A 17,542-nucleotide genomic window follows, 5' to 3' on the forward strand; every position below is an offset into this window, starting at 1 on the left:
ATTTGCCTGATCTCGGGTAGTTCCACCGGGGAAGGCTCAACGGCAGGAGACGACACGATGACCACCTGGACCGCCACGGAGCTCGGCGAGATCGACCAGAACGACGAGCTCGACCTCCAGTCGGAACGGGCCGACGGCAGCCTCCGCCGCCCCGTCACCATGTGGGTCGTCCGCCACGACGACGACCTCTACGTCCGCGCCGTCAAGGGCCGCGACGGCTGGTACAAGGGCACCCGCAGCCGCCACCAGGGGCACATCCGCTCCGGCAAGGTGGACAAGGACGTCTCCTTCGTGGACGCGGAGGGCGACTCCACCCTCGACGAGGCCCTGGACACCGCCTACCGCACCAAGTACCGCGACTACTCCGAGAACATCGTCGGCCATGTCACCAACGACCAGGCCCGTGGCGCGACCCTCAAACTCGTCCCACGCTGATCGGCCACCGGCCCCATGGCGAAGAAGAACGAGAAGAAGCTGTCGACCGGCGACGAGGTCACCTGGCGCAGCCACGGCTCCACCGCCGAGGGCGAGGTGGAGAAGAAGGTCACCGACCGGCGCCGCGAAGCGGGCCGTACGGTCGACGCCTCACCTGAGGACCCGCAATACGTGGTCCGCAGCCGGAAGAGCGGAAAGAAGGCGGTGCACAAGCCGTCCGCGCTGCGCAAGAAGAAGAACTCGAAATGAACAAGGTGGCCGGTCGCGTGAACCGCCATCTCGCGCAGTTGCCACGCCCCCTCACGTAGGGCAGGTCGCCAGGGCGTCCGGTCGGATGTCCGGGCGTGAATCTCTGACCTGCGGTTCCTAATTGTCCAGGGAGCGCTGTACGCCTCCTGGACGAAGATCTCTTGGCTCTGAACGGGCCCGCGTGCCACCGTTGCCGCGCAGCAGCCGGCCGGCCGCGCTCCTCCGTTCAGGGCCCTTCGTTCCCCGCTCGGGCCCTGTGCATTCTTCCGAACGGGAAACGGAGACACCGTGAATACGCTCACCCGGATATTCACCGCGACGACCGCCGCCGCCGCGCTCGGCGGGACCGTTCTCGCCACCACCTCCCCCGCCTCCGCGGCCGCGCGCAACGGCACGTGCGAGAGCGGCGAGTTCTGTTACTACTACAACAGCGGCACCAAGGGATCGGTCTCGGACTTCACCGGATCGGTCGCCGACCTCGGCGCCAAGCAGCCCTCCTGCTACGAGTTCAAGGGCGCGGGCGCAGGCAAGGACAAGTGCGTCAAGAACAACGCCGCGTCGGTCTGGAACCGCAGCGGCAAGACCGTCCGGGTCTACTTCAACAGCAACTACGGCGGCGCGTACCAGGACTTCAAGGCGGGCACCAAGGGCAACCTCAACGCCGGTCTGAAGAACCAGAACGCCTCGCACCAGTTCTCGCCGTCGTCGCGCACGAACATGTCGCGCGGGCTGTACACGGCCACCGGCGGCCGGATCACCTGCGGCTTCGACGGTTACACCAGCACCCCCGGCCGGCACGAGGGCATCGACATCGCCCGCGGCGTCGGCTCGGACGTCCGCGCCCTGGTGAGCGGCCAGATCATCTACCTCGCTCGCGGAGCCACCGGCCGGGCGGGGCTCTCCACGATCTCCGTCTACAACGCCTCGCTGAACAAGACGGTGATCTACCTGCACTCCGCGCCGCGCTCCTCCCTGCGCGTGGGCCGGCAGGTCTCCCGCGGCCAGGTCATCGCCGACGAGTCGTGGCGTGGGGTGTCGACGAGCGCCTCCGCGCACACCCACGTCGAGATGCGCCTCGGGCGGCAGACGCACGCGGCCAAGAGCGTCAACGACCCGCACCTGGACAACCCCGACCCGACGTCGTTCTGGAACGCCCAGGGCTACCACGTCCGCTAACAGATGAGAAGGACACCTGTGTCGACACGATTTTCACGGCTGATCTCGGGCCTCGCCGCGGCGACCGCCGCGCTGGCGTTCGGCGGGGTGGCCGTCGCGACCGCGGCGCCCGCCTCGGCGGCGGCCCGCAACGGCAAGTGCGAGAGCGGCGAGTTCTGCCTCTTCTTCAACAGCGGCAACAAGGGGTCGGTCTCGGACTTCACCGGCTCGGTCGCCGACTACGGCGCCAAGCAGCCCGGGTGCTACGAGTTCAAGGGCAAGGGCGCCGGCAAGGCCAAGTGCGTCAAGAACTCCGCCGCGTCGGTCTGGAACCGCACGAGCAAGACCGTCCGGGTCTACTTCAACAGCAACTACGGCGGCAGGTCGCAGGACTTCAAGGCGGGCGTCAAGGGCAACCTGACCGCCGGTCTGAAGAACCAGAACGCCTCGCACCGGCTCTGGAGCACCGCGCCGCCGACCGGCTGCAAGACCGACGGCACGCACAGCAAGCTGCCCACGACGATCCTCGTCTACCGGGTGTCCCTCGGCCGCGTGGACCGGGTGTCGTTCAAGACCTACGTCAAGAACGTCCTGCCCAACGAGTGGGTGACGAGCTGGCACCGGGAGTCGCTGCGGGCCGGCGCGATGGCCGTCAAGAGCTACGGCTGGTACTGGGCGCTGAACTCGACCCGCAGGACGGCGGGCGGCCAGTGCTTCGACGTCTACGACAACACCAACAGCCAGGTCTACAAGCCCGGCTCGGCGAAGGCGTCGACCAACGCCGCGGTGGACGCGACGTGGGGCAAGCGGATGACCCGCGGCGGCAAGATCATGCCGGCCCAGTACTGCGCGACGACGACGGCGTGCGGCGCCTGGGTCACCGGCGACTGGATGTCGCAGTACGGCTCCCGTGACAAGGCCAACGCGGGCTGGAGCCACTCCAGGATCCTCAAGGCCTACTACCGCGGAATCGTCCTCTCCTGACCCCGGAGAGCGTCCGACCCCAGGGCCCCGCCGTGCGACCCACGCCGGGGCCCTGGGCTTTCGCGGTCCAGGGCGTGCGGGCCCACGCCGGGCGGGCCGGGCCGTGCGGGCTAGCGGGACGGGCAGGCGGTGGGGGTGCTGCCTGGAGGGAGGGTCCGGCGTTCGGCGGGGGTGAGGTCGCGGCCGACGATGCGGCAGAGGTGTTCCGCCCAGCGGTCCGGGTTCAGGGGGATGCGGACCGGACCGTGCTTGAGCCAGGCCAGGAGGGTGCCGCCGTCCGGGGAGAGGACCGGATCGGACATGTAGGAGTCGAGGGCGATCTCCGCGGCCGGGGCACGATGGGTCAGATCCCAGACCCGGACCTGGTCTCCCCCGTTGACGATGATCCGGTCGCCGTCGGGAAAGTCCACGATCCGGGCATTGGTCGCGTCGGCCGGCTCCAGGACGTTCAGCGGGCTTCCGATCCGGCGCCGCTCTTCGGTGTCCCAGACCTGCAACGATCCGTCGGCGGACAGGACCGCCAGCAGCCGCCCGTCCGGGCTGAACCGCAGGCCGGTCATCCGGCTGCTGGCGTTGACCGGAAGGCTCACCACCTGGCGTCCGCGGCCGAGATCCCAGAGCTCCACGCCGCGACCGACGTTGAACGCCAGCTGGTCGTGCCCCGGCCGCGCCGCGCACACGTCGGTGCCCGCCAGGCGGGTCAGGTGGGTCTGGTCGCGGTAGGGGCGGATCGGGGCTCCGGCCAGGGTGCCGGTGCGGAGGTCGAGGCGGTTGACGAGGCCGCCGTACATCGCCGCGACCGTGCCGGCGGCGGTGGTCCCGGTGACGCAGAAGTCGTAGGGCGTCTCGATCGAGGGACGGACGCCCGGAGTCGGCGTCAGCGGTGTCTGGGACAGCAGGCGCAGGGACGGCACTTCCCGCACGTAGAGGCGGAGGGTCTTGTCGCTTCGGGTGAGGAGCCGACGGCCGTCCTGAGCGAACAGGAGCGGTTCCTCCTCGTCGGGGTTGGCGACCCGGGCGATCTCGCGACGGCTTCCGGCGTCCCACAGCCGCAGGCCGGACGGCGCCGACCAGACGGAGGGCGACCAGGTGGTGGCGATCAGGCGCCGGTCCCGGCTGTAGATCGTCGCGACGTTCAGCTCCCGCGGCCTGTTGATCTGCGCGAAACGGGACGCGCCGACGTCCGTCACGGCCATGGTCAGGCCGGTGCCGGCGATCAGCCGGGTGCTCTGCCCGGTGGCCAGCAGCGTTCCGTCCCCACCCTTCGTCGCCCCGGGGAGGGCGGGTGCGGCGGGCTCGCGCGTGTCCAGGTTCAGCAGCACGGGCCGGGTGTTCGGTTTGACTCCAGAGACGTCCGAGAGAAGGATCCGGCCGGTCCGGTCGACGGACATGAACCAGCAGTCGGTCGGTGCGGTCTGCCGGTCGCGTTCGCGCAGGGTCGTCAGGTCCCAGCGGACGACCGTGTCGCCCGTGCAGGTGACCGCCGTACGCCCGTCGCCCGAGACGACCGCGCGGCCGCGCCGGTCCATGGGGGTCACCCGGGTCGACCTGCCCGAGGCGATGTCGACCCGGGCCAGCTCGCGCTCCGTGGCGACGACCAGGGTGCGGTCGTCCGGCCCGAACCACACCTGGTTGGACTGTGAACGGGCCGGGCCCGGCGGGAAGGGGGTGGCGACGCCGCGTTCGAGGTCCCACACGCGTGAGCTGTCGCCGGACCGCTGGACGAGCAGCCTCGTGCCCGCCGCGTCGAACCGGAGCGGGCCGATGCCCGTCCGGACGATGTCCCGTCCGAGCTCCATCGTGCTGCCGTCGGGCCGCCAGAGGATCAGGCGCGAGGTGGGGCCGTCCAGGCCGACGAGGTAACGCCCGTCCGGGCTGAGGGCGACGGCGCGCAGGACGCGGTCGATGTACCGGAACGGCGGCGACCGGCCGTCCAGCCGACCGATCGCCGTCCTGGTGGAGCCGCCCACGGCGACGGTGCCGCCGTCGGCGCTGATCGCCATCACGCCGATCGGGCCGGTGCCGGGGTTGATCAGACGGTCGACGTCGCGGTAGAGCATGTACTGCTCGGCGAGGTTGGCCAGGACCTTCGGGTGGCGGCTGGTCCGGTACGCCGCCACCGACAGCAGCGCGACCGTGTCGGCGTCGGTGCGGGCTCCCTCGCGCGCCTCGCCGACCAGGAGGTGCGCGGCGTTGTCGCGGAGCTGGTCGCTGAGGTCGCCGGTGCGCTGCCGCAGGAGCACGGCGAACGTGCTGGCCAGGAGGAGCAGGCTCACGACGGTGGCGAGGACGGCCCGCACTGCGGTGGCGCGGCGCCGGGCCCGGCGGCGGCTCACGGCGACGAACTCGCGTTCGGCACCGGTGATGTCGCTCGGGTGGTCGCGCGTCCACCGGAGCGCGTCGGCGAGGCGGGGGCCGCGCAGGGGTTCGGCCCGTTCCATGCTCTGGCGCAGGTCCTCCTGCCAGGTGCGGAAGTCGCCCTCCTCGTCCAGCCAGCCGCGCAGCCGTTCCCAGTGCGTGGCCAGGGCGGCGTGCGCGAGGTCGTAGGTCGGGCGCCCGTCGGCGTCGGCGCCGGTGACCACCAGCCGGGTCGCGGCGAGCCGTCGCGCGACCGGCAGGACGCCGGGTTCGAGGTCGACCGTGCGGGCGGTGCGCCGGATCGCCTCCTCCTGGTCGCCGGGCCGCACCATCTGCATGAGCAGCCGGCGCGCGTGGGCACGCTCGGCGTCGTCGAACTCGTGGCTCCAGACACGTTCGGCGTAGCGCGCCAGCGCGCCCTCGACCCCGCCGAACCCGTCGTACGCGGCGTGCGTCAGCATCCAGCCGTCGTGTTCCTCCCACAGCAGCGTCAGCGCGAACTGCATCAGCGGAAGGGCGGCGGGCGCGGCTTCGGTGGAGGCGAGGACACGTTCGGCGAGCCCGTGCTCGAAGACCACCCCGGTGGGCACCACCGGGCCCTCGATCGCGGCGCGCAGCTGTTCGGCCCGCAGCGCCGGGAGCAGGATGACCGAATGGCCGGCGGGCTCGCCGAAGCCGAGCTGGTTGAGGGCCAGGTCCAGCGTCTCGGTGCGCAGCGTCACGACCACGTGGACGGGGAGCGGGCCCTCGGCCAGGCCGTTCAGCAGGCTCGCCAGCTCGCGTGCGGCGTCGGCGTTCCTGGCGAGGAACTCGTCGAACTGGTCCACGCACAGGACGAGCCGCGCCGCCGAGGTCCGGGCGAGCACGTCCGCCGCGATCTCCGCCAGCCGCCCCTCGGTGATCGCCTCGGCCAGCGCCGCGCGGCGTTCGAGGGTCTCCACCGGGTCGAGGCCCGGCTCCAGCAACGGGAGGAGGCCGCCCGCCACGGTGGTCGCGGCGGGCACGTCGGGCAGCGGGCGGAACGCCGCCACGCCCCACTCGCGGCCGCGGAGGCGGGGCACCAGCCCGGCGTTCAGGAACGAGGACTTCCCGGTGCCCGACCGCCCGGCGACGATGACGAACCGCCGGTGTTCGAGGAGCCCGGTGAGCTCGTCGGCCATCTCGTCCCGGCCGAAGAAGACCTCGGCGTCCCGTTCGCGGAACTCCGCCAGCCCCCGGTAGGGGCAGGGCAGGCGGCCCATCGGCGCCGCGGGCGAGTGCCCCCGGCCGATGCGGGCGGCGAGGGCGGCCGCGAAGGCCGCGGCCCGGGAGGCCGCGATGACCTGGAAGCCGGCGGCGTCGGTCTGGCGTTTGTGGCCGCTGGCCATGTCGCTGACCGCGCGGACGGTCACCGCGCGGTGGAAGTCCTTGCGGTGCGCGGCCTCGGCGACGCCGGCGCTCTCCATGTCGATGGCCACGGCGTCGGCGTAGTGCGTGGACAGCAGCTCGGCGATCGGCGAGGTACGGGAGTCGAGCACCACCTCGCCGGACACCACGGGCTTGAGGTGCACCTTGGGCGGCGGGCGTTCGTCGGTGTCGTCCTCGATGTCGATCCAGGAGCCCTCCCGGGCCACCTCGCGGGCGAGCTGCTCCAGGCCGTGCGGCAGCGGCCAGCTGCGCGGACGAGGGTGGAATCCGCCGCCGTCCTCCCGGCCGCCGTGGTACGCGTGGATCTGGCTCGCCACCACGACGTCGCCCAGGACGACCTCGTTGCTCAGGCCTCCCGCGATGCCGACGCAGAGCAGCGCCTTGGGGTGGAACTCCTCGATCGCGCGGCCGGCGAGGGTGGCCGCGCCCAGGTTGCCCATCCCGATCAGGGCCAGCGCCACCGAGCAGTCCGTGCCGCGCAGCACGCCGATGTCGTAGCGGGTCCCGTCGGCGTCCCGGTGCTCGCGGGTACGGGTCATGTGCTCGGCGAACGCCCGGTGTTCGAGGTCGATCGCGGTGAGGACCACGATGTCGGCGCCGACGTCCGGTGACCCTGCCATAGCCCGACCCCTGATCCCTGATCCCGACCCTGATCACCGAAATGGCCGGACCACCGTACAGGCCTGGATCGTTCCCGCCCGGCCGGGCCTCAGGGGAGCTCGTGGCCGATTCCGGTCCGCAACATCGGCGGGTACAACGTCGTCGCCGGGCCGCCGCTGTAGAGGGTCGCGGGGCGGCCCGTCTCCGGCCGCCTCTTGGCGCCCGTGGGCACCACGAAGCCCTCGGTCCTCCTGATCTTGCGGCTGAAGTTGCGCTCGTCGACGGGCATGCCCCAGACGACCTCGTAGACCTGCCGCAGCTCGCCGATGGTGAACTCCTCCGCGCAGAACGCGGTGGCCAGCGTCGTGTACTCGAGCTTGCCGCGGGCCCGCTCGACCGCGTCCTCGACGATCTGGGCGTGGTCGAACGCCAGCGTGCCCGGCGCGGACGTCACCTCGTCGAGCGGCGTCCAGCGCGCCTGGCGGGCGTCCGACCCGGCGACCGGCTCCGGCAGGCACGGCGCGATGGCCAGGTACGCGACGGAGATGACATGGCCTCGCGGGTCGCGGTCGGGGTGGCTGTAGGCCTGGAGCTGCTCCAGATGCAGCCGGGAGCCGTTGAGATTGGTCTCCTCGTGCAGCTCCCGGTATGCGGCGTCGTCCAGCTTCTCGCGTCCCCGAAGGAATCCGCCGGGCAGCGCCGGGCGGCCCAGGTACGGCTCCTTGCCCCGCTCGATCAGCAGGAGCTGCAGGCACGACTCGCGCACGGTCATGATCACCAGATCGACCGCGACACGGGGCGTGGCGTGGGGCGGCCTCGCAGTGCTCACGAGCGCCAGCCTAGCTTAATGTCTCATTGACAGGAACCCTGAGCCCCTTTACTGTCCGGAGGACATAAAGCAAGCCACCGTGTCGATCCGGGGGTGGTCGTATGCCCGTCCAGGACCCGCATGACATCGGCGACGCGGGCTGGGAGGCACCGTTCGTCGGCAGGGACCGCGAGCTGGCCAGGTTGCGGGCGGAGCTGGACCGTGTCCGTGCCGGCGAGTCCCGGCTGGTGTCCATCGACGGCCCGGCGGGCATGGGCAAGACCACGCTGCTGCGCCGTTTCCTCGCGAACGCGCACGTCGCCCAGGCACACGTCACTCAGGCGCACATCACCAAGGCCCACGTCACCAAGGCCCACATCACCAAGGCACAGGATGTGCGCGCCCTGTACGCGAGCGGAGAGGACAGCGAGACGCTGCTGCCGTACGGCATCGTGGCCCAGCTGGCCCCGCAGGTCGTCCCGCAGGTCGCGGGGGCACGTGAGGAGGAGGCCGGGCGGCCCGATCCGCTGGTGGTGGGATCCGCTCTGGTGGACCACCTCCAGGGCCTCCAGGACGACCGGCCCCTCGCGGTCCTCGTCGACGACGCCCACTGGGCGGACGCGCCCTCGCTGAGCGCGCTCGCCTTCGCCGTCCGGCGGCTCCGCGCCGCCCGTGTCCTCACCGTCGTCATCACCACCGACGCCGCCGACCCGCGGCTGCCCGGAGAGCTGCGCCGCATGCTGGCCGACGACGAGACCGCGCGGTTGTCGCTGAGCGGCCTCGGCACGTCCGAACTGCGCGAGCTGAGCGGGCGGCCGGGCGAGCGGGCCCCGCTCGCCCGGCGCGCCGCCGCGCGGTTGCGCGAGCACACCGACGGGAACCCGCGGCATGCCCGCGCGCTGCTGGAACGGGTCCCGGCCGAGGTGCTCGACGACCTGTACGCGCCGTTGCCCGTGCCACGCGCGTACGAGTCGCTGGCGCGCGAGCGGCTCGCGGACTGCGCGCCCGAGGCGCGCCTGCTCATCGAGGCGGCGTCCGTTCTGGGCCGGTCCTGCACGCTGCACGAGGCCGCGACGTTGTGCGAGGTCCAGGACCCGCTGTACGCGGCCGAGCAGGCGGTGGCGACGGGCCTGCTGACGGAACGGCCCACGGCGGGCGGCCTGGACCTCCGCTTCCCGCACCCGCTCGTTCAGGCGGCGGTCTACCAGCGGCTCGGGCCCGCCCAGCGCACCCGCCTGCACCTGCGGGCGGCCGAGGTGCTCTCCGACGACCCGGCCCGGTTGCGGCACCGGCTCCGGGCGGCGGGCGAGCCGGACGAACCCCTGGCCGCGGAGTTCGCGCGGCTGGCCCGGCGCGACGCCGCCCGCGGGCTCTGGGCCGAGGCCGCCGAGCACATGACGTGGGCGGCGCGGTTGTCCACCGGCGGCGGCGAGCGGGCCGGGCGTACGGCGGAGGCGGTCGAGGCGCTGCTGTTCGACGGGCAGGTCGCCGAGGCCGGCACGCTCGCGGACGGGATGGCCGAGGACGCCGATCCGGCGCCGCGCGGGTACGTCCTCGGGGCGATCGCCGCCGCCTCGGGCAGCCCGCACCGGGCGGAGGCCTGGCTCACCGGCGCCTGGCGGAGCTGCGACCGGCCGGCCGAACCGGCCCTGGCCGGGCGCGTCGCCGAGCAGCTGGCCTTCAGCCTGTTCCTTCAGGGCAGGTGCGCGGACGGCGCCGTATGGGCCGAACGGGCGGCGGCTCTGGCGTCGCACCGTCCGGGCGCCGATCTCGTCCGGGCCCTCCGCCTCCTCGGCCTCGCGGCAACCGGCAGGCTGGACGAAGGGCTCGGGCACACCGCACGCCCGGCCGACGCGGCCGCCCTCGCCACCACCGGCGAGGTGGACGCGCTGCTCGGCCGGGGCCTGCTGCTCGTCCACTCCGGTGACGTCGAACGGGCCGTCGCCGAGCTCACCGCGCTGGTGGAGGTGCCCGCGCCCAGGTCGGTGCAGTTCAGGCTCGTGGCGCTGGCCGCCCTCGCCTGGGCCGAGTTCCAGCTCGGCGGCTGGGACGACGCCGCCGCGCACGCCGCGGCGGCGGTGTCGGCCACGCTCGAGGCGGACCAGCGGTGGTTCGCGCCGATGGCGCACGGCCTCGCCGCGCTCGTCCCGGCGGCCCGAGGAGAGTGGGGGGCCGCCGAGGCGCACGTCCAGGCCGCCGCCAAGGCCGCCGGACCCACCCGGGGCTTCGGCGCCCTGGCCGCCGCGGCCGCGCGGGCGCACCTCGCCCTCGCGCGCGGCGACCGCCCGATCCCGTCGGCCGCGTTGTGGCCGCTGACCGGCCAGGACCCTCCCTGGCACGAGTACGTCGTCGAGGTGCTCCTCGCCGACGGCCGTCTCGCGCAGGCCAGGGACGCCCTCGCCAGGTACGAGAAGTCCGCGGCCGTCCGCGGGGGCCCTTCCGTTCTCGCGTCGGTGGCGCGCCTGCGCGGCAACCTCCTGGCCGCCCAGGACGAAGGCGTGGCCGCCGAAGCCGCCTACCAGAGCGGCCTGCGCCGTGCAGGGCGGACGTCGGCGCCGTTCGTTCAGGCCCGCCTGGAGCTGGACTACGGCAGGTTCCTGCGGCGCACCGGCCGCCGCGCCGTCGCCGCGGAGCATCTGGAGTCCTCGCGCGGCCTCTTCGAGCGGCTCGGCGCGCGGCCCTACGTCCAGCGCTGCGACAAGGAGCTCGGGCGGCGCGCCCACTGGCCGATGCAGATGACCGCGGGGCACGCGGCGCGGCTGACCCCGCAGGAGCAGGCCGTGGCCCGGCTCGTCGCCACCGGGCTGACCAACCGGCAGGTCGCCGGCGAGCTGGTCCTCAGCGTCAAGACGATCGAGTACCACCTCAGCAACGCCTACTCCAAGCTCGGCGTCGCCGGGCGCTCGGGCCTGGCGGCGATGCTCGCCGAGCACTCCGCCCTCGGGACCCAGACGACCCCGGGGTTCGCCCCCGGGGTCCCCGGAGAACGAAAGCCCTGGGATATCCAGGGGTCCTCTCCCTGAGGCGTTCACACCGCCCGTCCTCGTACCGTCAATTACAGCAATAACTGGCACGGTCGGGGTGCCGGTTTCCGGGCAATTCGAGGAGTGCGATATGCGGGTACGGCATTTCGGATTTCCATCGGCGAAACGGGAGGCCGTGCTTTCCTGGCCGCATTCACGGCTGCGGCCCGGCGTCCACGCCTACCTCGGTTTCCGGATCGGCGCGGGATCGGCCCTGCCCTGGCGGGAGCTCCCCGGCGGCGCCGTGACGCTCCTCCTCGGGCTCGACCCCCGGCACCCCCTGTGGTGCCGCAGGCTGGACGGCGACACCACGCGGACGCCCCGCGCCTCGTTCGTCTCGGGGCTGGCCACCCGGTCGTCCTGGGCCGTCGAGCCGGCCGACGGCGCGCACTGCGTCACGGTCGTCATGGCGCCGTGGACGGCCTTCGCTCTCTTCGGCGTGCCGATGAACGAGCTCGCCGACACCATCGCCGACCCCGCGGACCTGCTGGGCGACCGGGTGCACCTGCTGACCGGCGCGCTGGCGGCGATGCCCGACTGGGAGCAGCGGTTCCACCTGCTGGACGAGGTCCTGGCGAGGTGGATCGCCGAAGGGGCCGTCTGGTCCCGCCAGGTGGCCGGGGCCCACGGCGAGCTGGTCCGCACCATCGGCGCAGGAGGATCCACCCCCATCGACCGGCTGGCCGAGAAGTCCGGCTGGAGGCCGCGCCAGCTGGAGTACCGGTTCAAGGAACAGATCGGCGTGTCCCCCAAGGCGATGGCGCGGATCCTGCGCTTCCGCCGGGCCGCGCTCCTGCTCGCCGGCGGTTCGAGGTCCGCGGGCACGGCCGCGGACTGCGGCTTCAGCGACCAGGCGCACCTCACCCGCGAGTTCAAGGCCATGGCGGGCTTCACCCCGGAACGTTTCCGCGGGAGGGCTCGCACGGCCCCCGCGCTCTCGCCGATCTACGCGGCGTCCTACGCGGCGGCACGACAGACGAAGACCCTCATCCTCCCCGCGGCCTGACCGCACCGGCCGTCCATTCGCGGGAGCGAGCATGCAGATCCTGCTGGCCGGTGCCGACGGCCCGGACAAGGAGTCCCTCGCGACGGGACTCCGGCAGCACGGGCACGAGGTCGACCTGGCTCGGACCGGAAGGGAGGTCTTGTCATGGCTCGGCCACACCGAGTTCGTCCTCTTCGACCTCGCGCTTCCCGATCTCGACGGGTGCGAGCTGTGCCGGCGCATCCGCGCCGAGTCGGCCGTGCCGGTCATCGCGTTCGCCGAAGCGGAGGCGCATCTCGACCGGGTGCTCGTCCTGCGGGCCGGCGCGGACGACTGCGTGGTCCATCCCATCGGGTTGCACGAGCTGGCCGCGCGCATCGAGGCCGTGAGCCGGCGGACCGGCGGCGTCCGCAACGGCGGCGCGCTCTACCGGCTGGGGGCGCTCACCGTGGACGCGCTGCGCCGCTGGGTGACGCTCGACGGGACGCAGGTCCGGCTCACGCGCAAGGAGTTCGAGCTGCTCGCCCTGCTGGCCGAGGCCAGAGGAGCCGTGGTCACCCGGGACTCGATCCTCGCGCAGGTGTGGGGCGACAACTGGTACGGGTCCACGCGCACGCTGGACGTCCACGTGGGCGCCCTTCGCTCGAAGCTCGGTGACAAACGGTGGATAGAGACCGTGCGCGGAGTGGGATTTCGCCTGCACCCGCCGCGGCGAGAAATGTAAGGAAAGTGTGTAGGCAAGCTTGCCGATGCGCTTGAGAAACGCTGCTTCTTTGTCGCACAAAGACCTGTCAGATTAATGAACGTCAGAGCAAGTCGGCCCCGAAAGGGTGGTTGATCGCAATGTCACTGAGAAGGCTGGGCATGGTCTCCGGAACCGCGATGGGCCTGACCGTCGCCACCACCGCGCTCGGGATCAAGACCTCGACCGCGCACGCCGCCGCCCCCAACTACAACTGCGAGACCGGCGAAGTCTGCCTCTTCGAGAACAACAACTACAACGAGAACAACACCAACCACGTCTACCAGTGGACCGGCAAGGACGAGCTCTACAACAACAACGTCTGGTACAACAGCTCCGACGGGCTCAACGACGAGGCGAGCTCCGTCAAGAACAACGGTGGCGGCAGCTTCAACGTGACCCTCTACCAGCACGAAGGCGGCGGCGGCGCCCACTCGACGTACGCCCCCGGCTCCGGGAGCGCGCGCCTGGGCAACAACAACATCGGGGACAACCGGGCGAGTTCGCACTACTGGACTCATGTCTAGAACGATCATGGTGCGGGGCCGCAGGCTGAAGGCGCTGCGTGCGGTCCTCGCACCGACCGTGCTGGTGGCGCCCCTGACCCTGGCGGGCTGCGCGTTCGGAGGCGGCGGAACGACCGCCGACGAGCCCGCCATCGGCCCGGCCCCGGCCATCCGGGACGCCACCCAGATCAAGCTTCCGCTCGACGCCTACGTGCCGCGGGAGGGCATCCTCGGCAAGGCGAACGACCTCCTGCTGCGGGACTGCGTGCGGCGGTACGGCTTCTCGCTGGCGGCGGTCGCCGAGACGAGGCCGCGGCCGCCGAACGAGCGGCGGTTCGGCATCGTCGACGCGGACCAGGCGGCCCGGCGCGGTTACAACCCGCCCCCGGAGTGGGACCACGGAGCGACGAGCCAGCAGCGGCAGCTCGCCGTCCCGAACCCCCCTCCCACCGAGATCCTCTACGGCCGGGCGAGCAACTCCCCCCGGCGCACGATCCAGCAGTACGCGGGAAAGCCCGTTCCGAACGGAGGGTGCGTCGGGGAGGTCCGGACGAGGCTTTCCTCAGGCGCTCCCGTCGGCGCGGATCCCCGGCTCGGCGAGACGCTCGCCACCCGGGCCCACGCCCAGGCCGAGAACGACAGCCGCGTGACCACGGCATGGGGCCGCTGGAGCGCGTGCATGGCCAGGTCGGGCTTCACCTACAAGACGCCCTGGCACGCGCACGACGACCGGTGGGCCGGGGACACCGCGAGCGTGCGGGAGATCCGGACCGCGCGGGCCGACGTCGCCTGCCGGAACGAGACGAACCTGGTCGGCATCTGGGTGGCCGTCGAGTCCGCTTACCAGCGCCGGCTGATCGAGAAGAACGCCGTGGCGCTCGCGGAGACCAGGAAGCTCCTCGAGACGTTGCAGCGCAACGTGGCCCGGGTCATGGCGGGCCGATGAGGACCGTCCCGGAGGACCCCCTCCCCGGCGGGCGCCGGCGTCCGGCGCTCGCCGGGCTGGTGGCAGGCGCGGTCATGGTGTCGCTGGCGGGGTCGGGCGCGTCGACGCTGGTGAAGTCGCCGCAGCAGGTCGCGGCGGAGGCGGAGCCCCCGGAGCCTTCGGTGATCTCCGCGCCGGTCGAACGGCGGGTGCTGCGCGAGACGGTCGTCCTGCGCGGCACCGTCACCCCAGGCAAGACGATCAAGGTGGCCGCGCCCACGTTCAGCGAGGTCAAAGCGGTGATCACCCGCTCGCCGGTGAAGCGGGGGCAGCGGGTCGGGGCGGGCGCCGTGGTGGCCGAGGTCTCGGGGCGTCCGGTCATCGCGCTGCGCGGCCGGATCCCGGCGTATCGCGACGTCGAGCAGGGCACCAAGGGTCCGGACGTCAGGCAGCTGAACGCGGCGTTGCGTGACCTCGGCTATCGGGTCGGCGGCTCGTCCGAGGTCTTCGGGGCGTCGACCGCGGCGGCGGTGAAGCGGCTGTACGCCGACCGGGGTTACGACGCGCCGGTCGAGGAGGTCCAGCCGCCACCGGCTGAGGAGACGCCGTCTTCGAGCAGGGACAAGGAGCAGGAGAAGGAGCCTCCCAAGCAGGAGAAGCGGGCGTACCTCAGCGCCGGCGAGGTGTTGTTCCTGCCGGCCTTCCCCGCCCGGGTGGCGGCCGTGAAGGCGCGGCTGGGAGACCCGGCCAGGGAGACGATCCTCGAACTGTCGGCCGACGACCTGGTGGCCAGGGGCTCGTTGTCCGCGGCCGACCACGAGCTGGTCGAGACCGGGATGCGGGTGACGATCCTCGCGGAGGAGACGGGCCTGGAGGCAACGGGCAAGGTCACGTCCATCGGCGAGTTCGCCGGAGGCGGGGGCACCGGGGGCGGGAGCGCCGGCGGACCCGCCGAGGACGGCACCGGGCAGGCGGCCGCGCTGCCGGGGCACCCGATCGTGGTCAAGGGGATGAGGCCGCTCTCGCAGCGGTTCGAGGGCCGCGACGTCCGCCTGACGATCGAGGCGGCGTCGACCGGCGGACCGGTGCTGGTGGTGCCCACGTCGGCGATCCACGCGAGCGCGGACGGGTCGAACCAGGTGATCAAGCTGATGGCCGGTGAACGCCGGCAGCGGATCCCGGTGCGCACGGGCGCGTCCGGCGGCGGGTTCGTGGAGGTGGTGCCGAGCGGGCCCGGCCGGCTGGCACCCGACGACCGTGTGGTGGTGGGCAAGTGACGCCCCCGGTCATCGAGTTCGCGGGGGTCGGGAAACGGTATCCGGGTCCGCCGCAGGTCACCGCCCTGCGTCCGGCGGACCTGGTGATCCGCCGGGGCGAGTACGCGGCGGTCGTCGGCCCGTCCGGGTCGGGCAAGTCGACGTTCCTGAACGTCGCCGGCCTGCTGGACCGGCCGAGCGAGGGCGTCTACCGGCTGGACGGGATCGACACCGCCGGTCTGGACGAGCGGGACCGCACGGCGTTGCGCGGGCGGCGGATCGGGTTCGTCTTCCAGTCGTTCCATCTGCTGCCGCACCGCTCGGCGCTGGAGAACGTGATGTTGTCGATGCTCTACACCGGCGTGCCGCGCGGCAGGAGACGCGCGAAGGCGGCCGCGACGCTGGACCTGGTGGGCCTGGCGCAGCGGGCGCACGCGCCGGCGGGCCGGTTGTCGGGTGGCGAGCGGCAGCGCGTGGCGTTCGCGCGGGCCCTGGTGAACCGGCCGAGCCTGCTGCTGTGCGACGAGCCGACCGGCAACCTGGACACCGCCACCGCGGGAACGGTGCTGGAGCTGATCGCCGAACTCCACGCGGACGGCTTCACGGTGGTGGTCGTCACGCACGATCCGGGGGTGGCCGCGGGCGCCCAGCGGGCGGTGGTGATCCGGGACGGCACGCTCACCGAGGCGGAGCCGCGCGCGCCGGCCGCGGGCGTCGCGCAGGTGGGTGAGGGCGGATGACGCGGGACCGCCGCCGCACGAGGGTGGTGCGGCCGACGCGGCTGTCGGTCCGGGACGCCGCGGACGAGGCGGTGGCGGCCGTCCTGGCGCGTCCGGCGCGGGCCGCGCTGACGGTGCTCGGGACGCTGGTCGGGGTCGCGGCGTTCGTGGCCGTGCTCGGGCTGACGGCGACCACGTCCGGGCAGATCTCCAAACGGTTCACGGCACTGGCGGCGACCGAGGTGATGGTGGAGGACGCGCCCGCCGACCCGGCGCTGGCCGACCCCGGGTTCCCGCCCGACACCGAGGTCCGGCTGACCAGGCTGAACGGTGTCGAGGCGGCGGGCGTCCACTGGGAGGCGAGCGCCGGAACGGACGGCGCCGAGGCCGAGGTCAGCGCGCGGCCGCCTTCGGTCCGGCGGGAGCCCGGCGAACCCCTGACGGTGGTCGCCGCCTCGCCCGGCTACCTCGAGGCGATCCACGCGACCGTCGGCTCCGGACGCCTGTACGACACGTTCCACCAGAAGGAAGGGCAACGTGTCGCCGTCCTGGGGAAGGCGGCGGCGCAGCGGCTCGGCATCACCCGGCTGGACCACCAGCCGGCGATCTTCATCGGTGACACGGCGCTGACCGTGGTCGGGATCGTCGAGGACGTCCGGCGCCGGCCCGAGACCCTCCTGTCGGTGCTCGTGCCGTCCTCGACGGCCGCCCTGTTGTGGGGCGAGCCGGGCGGCGCGGAGGGGCGGCCGGCCAAGGTCCTCATCGAGACCCGGCTGGGCGCGGCGCAGCTGATCGGCGGCCAGGCCGCCGTGGCGATCCGGCCGGACCGGCCCGAACGGCTCAAGGTGACCGCGCCGCCCGACCCGAGACAGCTGCGCGACCAGGTCACCACCGATCTCGGCGGGCTCTTCCTGGCGCTGGCCGGCATCTGCCTGGTCATCGGCGCGGTCGGGATCGCCAACACCACGCTCGTGGCCGTCCTCGAACGTACGGCGGAGATCGGGCTGCGCCGGTCCCTCGGCGCCCGCGGGCGGCATATCGCGGCGCAGTTCCTGTCGGAGTCGGCCGCGCTCGGATTCCTCGGCGGGCTCGCCGGCACCTGCGCCGGCGTCGGCACGGTCGTCGCGGTCGCCGTCGCCCGCGACTGGACGCCCGTGCTCGAACCGCTGACCGTCCTGCCCGCGCCTCTCGTCGGGGCCCTCACCGGCCTGCTCGCCGGCCTCTATCCGGCCTGGCGCGCCTCCCGGATCGAACCGGTGGAAGCGCTGCGCCGCTGAAACCGGCCACTGAAATCGGTCGCTAAAGGAATCGCCCGCCTGCGCATTTGTTCAATACATTCCCCGGCACTCTTGGCACATTAATCAATATGCGAACGCGAAGAAATGGCGCC

General features: G+C 72.8%; 14 protein-coding genes. 12 read left to right on the top strand and 2 right to left on the bottom strand.

The annotated features are described in order from the left end of the window. The first annotated feature begins 57 nt into the window (after positions 1-57). The 4 genes from ABZ810_RS05740 (at position 58) to ABZ810_RS05755 (ending at position 2,823) form a co-directional block, all read left to right on the top strand. Complete coding sequence (locus tag ABZ810_RS05740; RefSeq protein ID WP_358399640.1) at positions 58-435, top strand: DUF2255 family protein; 378 nt, start codon at positions 58-60, stop codon at positions 433-435. A 15-nt stretch (positions 436-450) separates the two neighbouring features. Further along, positions 451-684 (top strand): DUF2945 domain-containing protein, encoded by a 234-nt coding sequence (locus tag ABZ810_RS05745; RefSeq protein ID WP_358399642.1) that lies wholly within the window; start codon positions 451-453, stop codon positions 682-684. A 288-nt stretch (positions 685-972) separates the two neighbouring features. Continuing rightward, complete coding sequence (locus ABZ810_RS05750; RefSeq protein ID WP_358399644.1) at positions 973-1,860, top strand: peptidase inhibitor family I36 protein; 888 nt, start codon at positions 973-975, stop codon at positions 1,858-1,860. 18 nt (positions 1,861-1,878) lie between these two features. Beyond that, a complete protein-coding gene (locus tag ABZ810_RS05755) occupies positions 1,879-2,823 on the top strand; it encodes a SpoIID/LytB domain-containing protein (RefSeq protein WP_358399647.1) in 945 nt (314 codons plus the stop codon). Positions 2,824-2,933: 110 nt separating this feature from the next. Here ABZ810_RS05755 and ABZ810_RS05760 read toward each other — a convergent pair whose 3' ends face one another. Together ABZ810_RS05760 and ABZ810_RS05765 are read right to left on the bottom strand one after the other, a co-directional pair. Then, positions 2,934-7,208 (bottom strand): AAA family ATPase, encoded by a 4,275-nt coding sequence (locus tag ABZ810_RS05760; RefSeq protein WP_358399648.1) that lies wholly within the window; start codon positions 7,206-7,208, stop codon positions 2,934-2,936. A gap of 89 nt (positions 7,209-7,297) precedes the next feature. Continuing rightward, positions 7,298-8,017 carry an NUDIX domain-containing protein gene (locus tag ABZ810_RS05765; protein WP_358399650.1) on the bottom strand — a complete coding sequence of 240 codons (720 nt, stop codon included), beginning with the start codon at positions 8,015-8,017 and terminating at the stop codon, positions 7,298-7,300. A gap of 101 nt (positions 8,018-8,118) precedes the next feature. On the opposite strand from ABZ810_RS05765, the gene ABZ810_RS05770 reads away from it, so the two are divergent. From ABZ810_RS05770 to ABZ810_RS05805, 8 genes are all read left to right on the top strand, one after another. Further along, positions 8,119-11,019, top strand: coding sequence for a BREX system ATP-binding domain-containing protein (locus ABZ810_RS05770; protein ID WP_358399653.1), 2,901 nt, complete (start codon positions 8,119-8,121; stop codon positions 11,017-11,019). Between the two features lie 136 nt (positions 11,020-11,155). Continuing rightward, entirely contained in the window at positions 11,156-12,025 is an 870-nt protein-coding gene (locus ABZ810_RS05775; protein ID WP_358399655.1) for an AraC family transcriptional regulator, read from the top strand. A 31-nt stretch (positions 12,026-12,056) separates the two neighbouring features. Continuing rightward, positions 12,057-12,728: a response regulator transcription factor gene (locus ABZ810_RS05780; RefSeq protein WP_358399658.1), complete on the top strand. Its 672-nt coding sequence runs from the start codon at positions 12,057-12,059 to the stop codon at positions 12,726-12,728. Positions 12,729-12,868: 140 nt separating this feature from the next. Further along, on the top strand, positions 12,869-13,273 hold the full coding sequence (locus tag ABZ810_RS05785; RefSeq protein WP_358399659.1) for a peptidase inhibitor family I36 protein: 405 nt from the start codon (positions 12,869-12,871) through the stop codon (positions 13,271-13,273). Next, entirely contained in the window at positions 13,266-14,198 is a 933-nt protein-coding gene (locus tag ABZ810_RS05790) for a hypothetical protein (protein WP_358399662.1), read from the top strand. Before ABZ810_RS05785 ends, ABZ810_RS05790 begins: the two co-directional genes overlap by 8 nt. Continuing rightward, positions 14,195-15,454, top strand: coding sequence for a peptidoglycan-binding domain-containing protein (locus tag ABZ810_RS05795; protein ID WP_358399665.1), 1,260 nt, complete (start codon positions 14,195-14,197; stop codon positions 15,452-15,454). The genes ABZ810_RS05790 and ABZ810_RS05795 overlap by 4 nt, the downstream gene beginning before the upstream one ends. After that, entirely contained in the window at positions 15,451-16,173 is a 723-nt protein-coding gene (locus ABZ810_RS05800; RefSeq protein ID WP_358399668.1) for an ABC transporter ATP-binding protein, read from the top strand. Before ABZ810_RS05795 ends, ABZ810_RS05800 begins: the two co-directional genes overlap by 4 nt. Beyond that, positions 16,170-17,429, top strand: coding sequence for an ABC transporter permease (locus tag ABZ810_RS05805; RefSeq protein WP_358399670.1), 1,260 nt, complete (start codon positions 16,170-16,172; stop codon positions 17,427-17,429). The genes ABZ810_RS05800 and ABZ810_RS05805 overlap by 4 nt, the downstream gene beginning before the upstream one ends. Positions 17,430-17,542: the final 113 nt, after the last annotated feature.

Origin of the sequence: Spirillospora sp. NPDC047279 (assembly GCF_040643285.1) — a bacterium.
GTDB lineage: Bacteria > Actinomycetota > Actinomycetes > Streptosporangiales > Streptosporangiaceae > Spirillospora.

Coding starts and splice junctions, on each gene's coding strand:
- ABZ810_RS05740 (WP_358399640.1), top strand. CDS start 58: ATGACCACCTGGACCGCCACGGAGCTCGGCGAGATCGACCAGAACGAC.
- ABZ810_RS05785 (WP_358399659.1), top strand. CDS start 12,869: ATGGTCTCCGGAACCGCGATGGGCCTGACCGTCGCCACCACCGCGCTC.
- ABZ810_RS05760 (WP_358399648.1), bottom strand. CDS start 7,208: ATGGCAGGGTCACCGGACGTCGGCGCCGACATCGTGGTCCTCACCGCG.
- ABZ810_RS05745 (WP_358399642.1), top strand. CDS start 451: ATGGCGAAGAAGAACGAGAAGAAGCTGTCGACCGGCGACGAGGTCACC.
- ABZ810_RS05770 (WP_358399653.1), top strand. CDS start 8,119: ATGCCCGTCCAGGACCCGCATGACATCGGCGACGCGGGCTGGGAGGCA.
- ABZ810_RS05790 (WP_358399662.1), top strand. CDS start 13,266: ATGTCTAGAACGATCATGGTGCGGGGCCGCAGGCTGAAGGCGCTGCGT.
- ABZ810_RS05780 (WP_358399658.1), top strand. CDS start 12,057: ATGCAGATCCTGCTGGCCGGTGCCGACGGCCCGGACAAGGAGTCCCTC.
- ABZ810_RS05805 (WP_358399670.1), top strand. CDS start 16,170: ATGACGCGGGACCGCCGCCGCACGAGGGTGGTGCGGCCGACGCGGCTG.
- ABZ810_RS05795 (WP_358399665.1), top strand. CDS start 14,195: ATGAGGACCGTCCCGGAGGACCCCCTCCCCGGCGGGCGCCGGCGTCCG.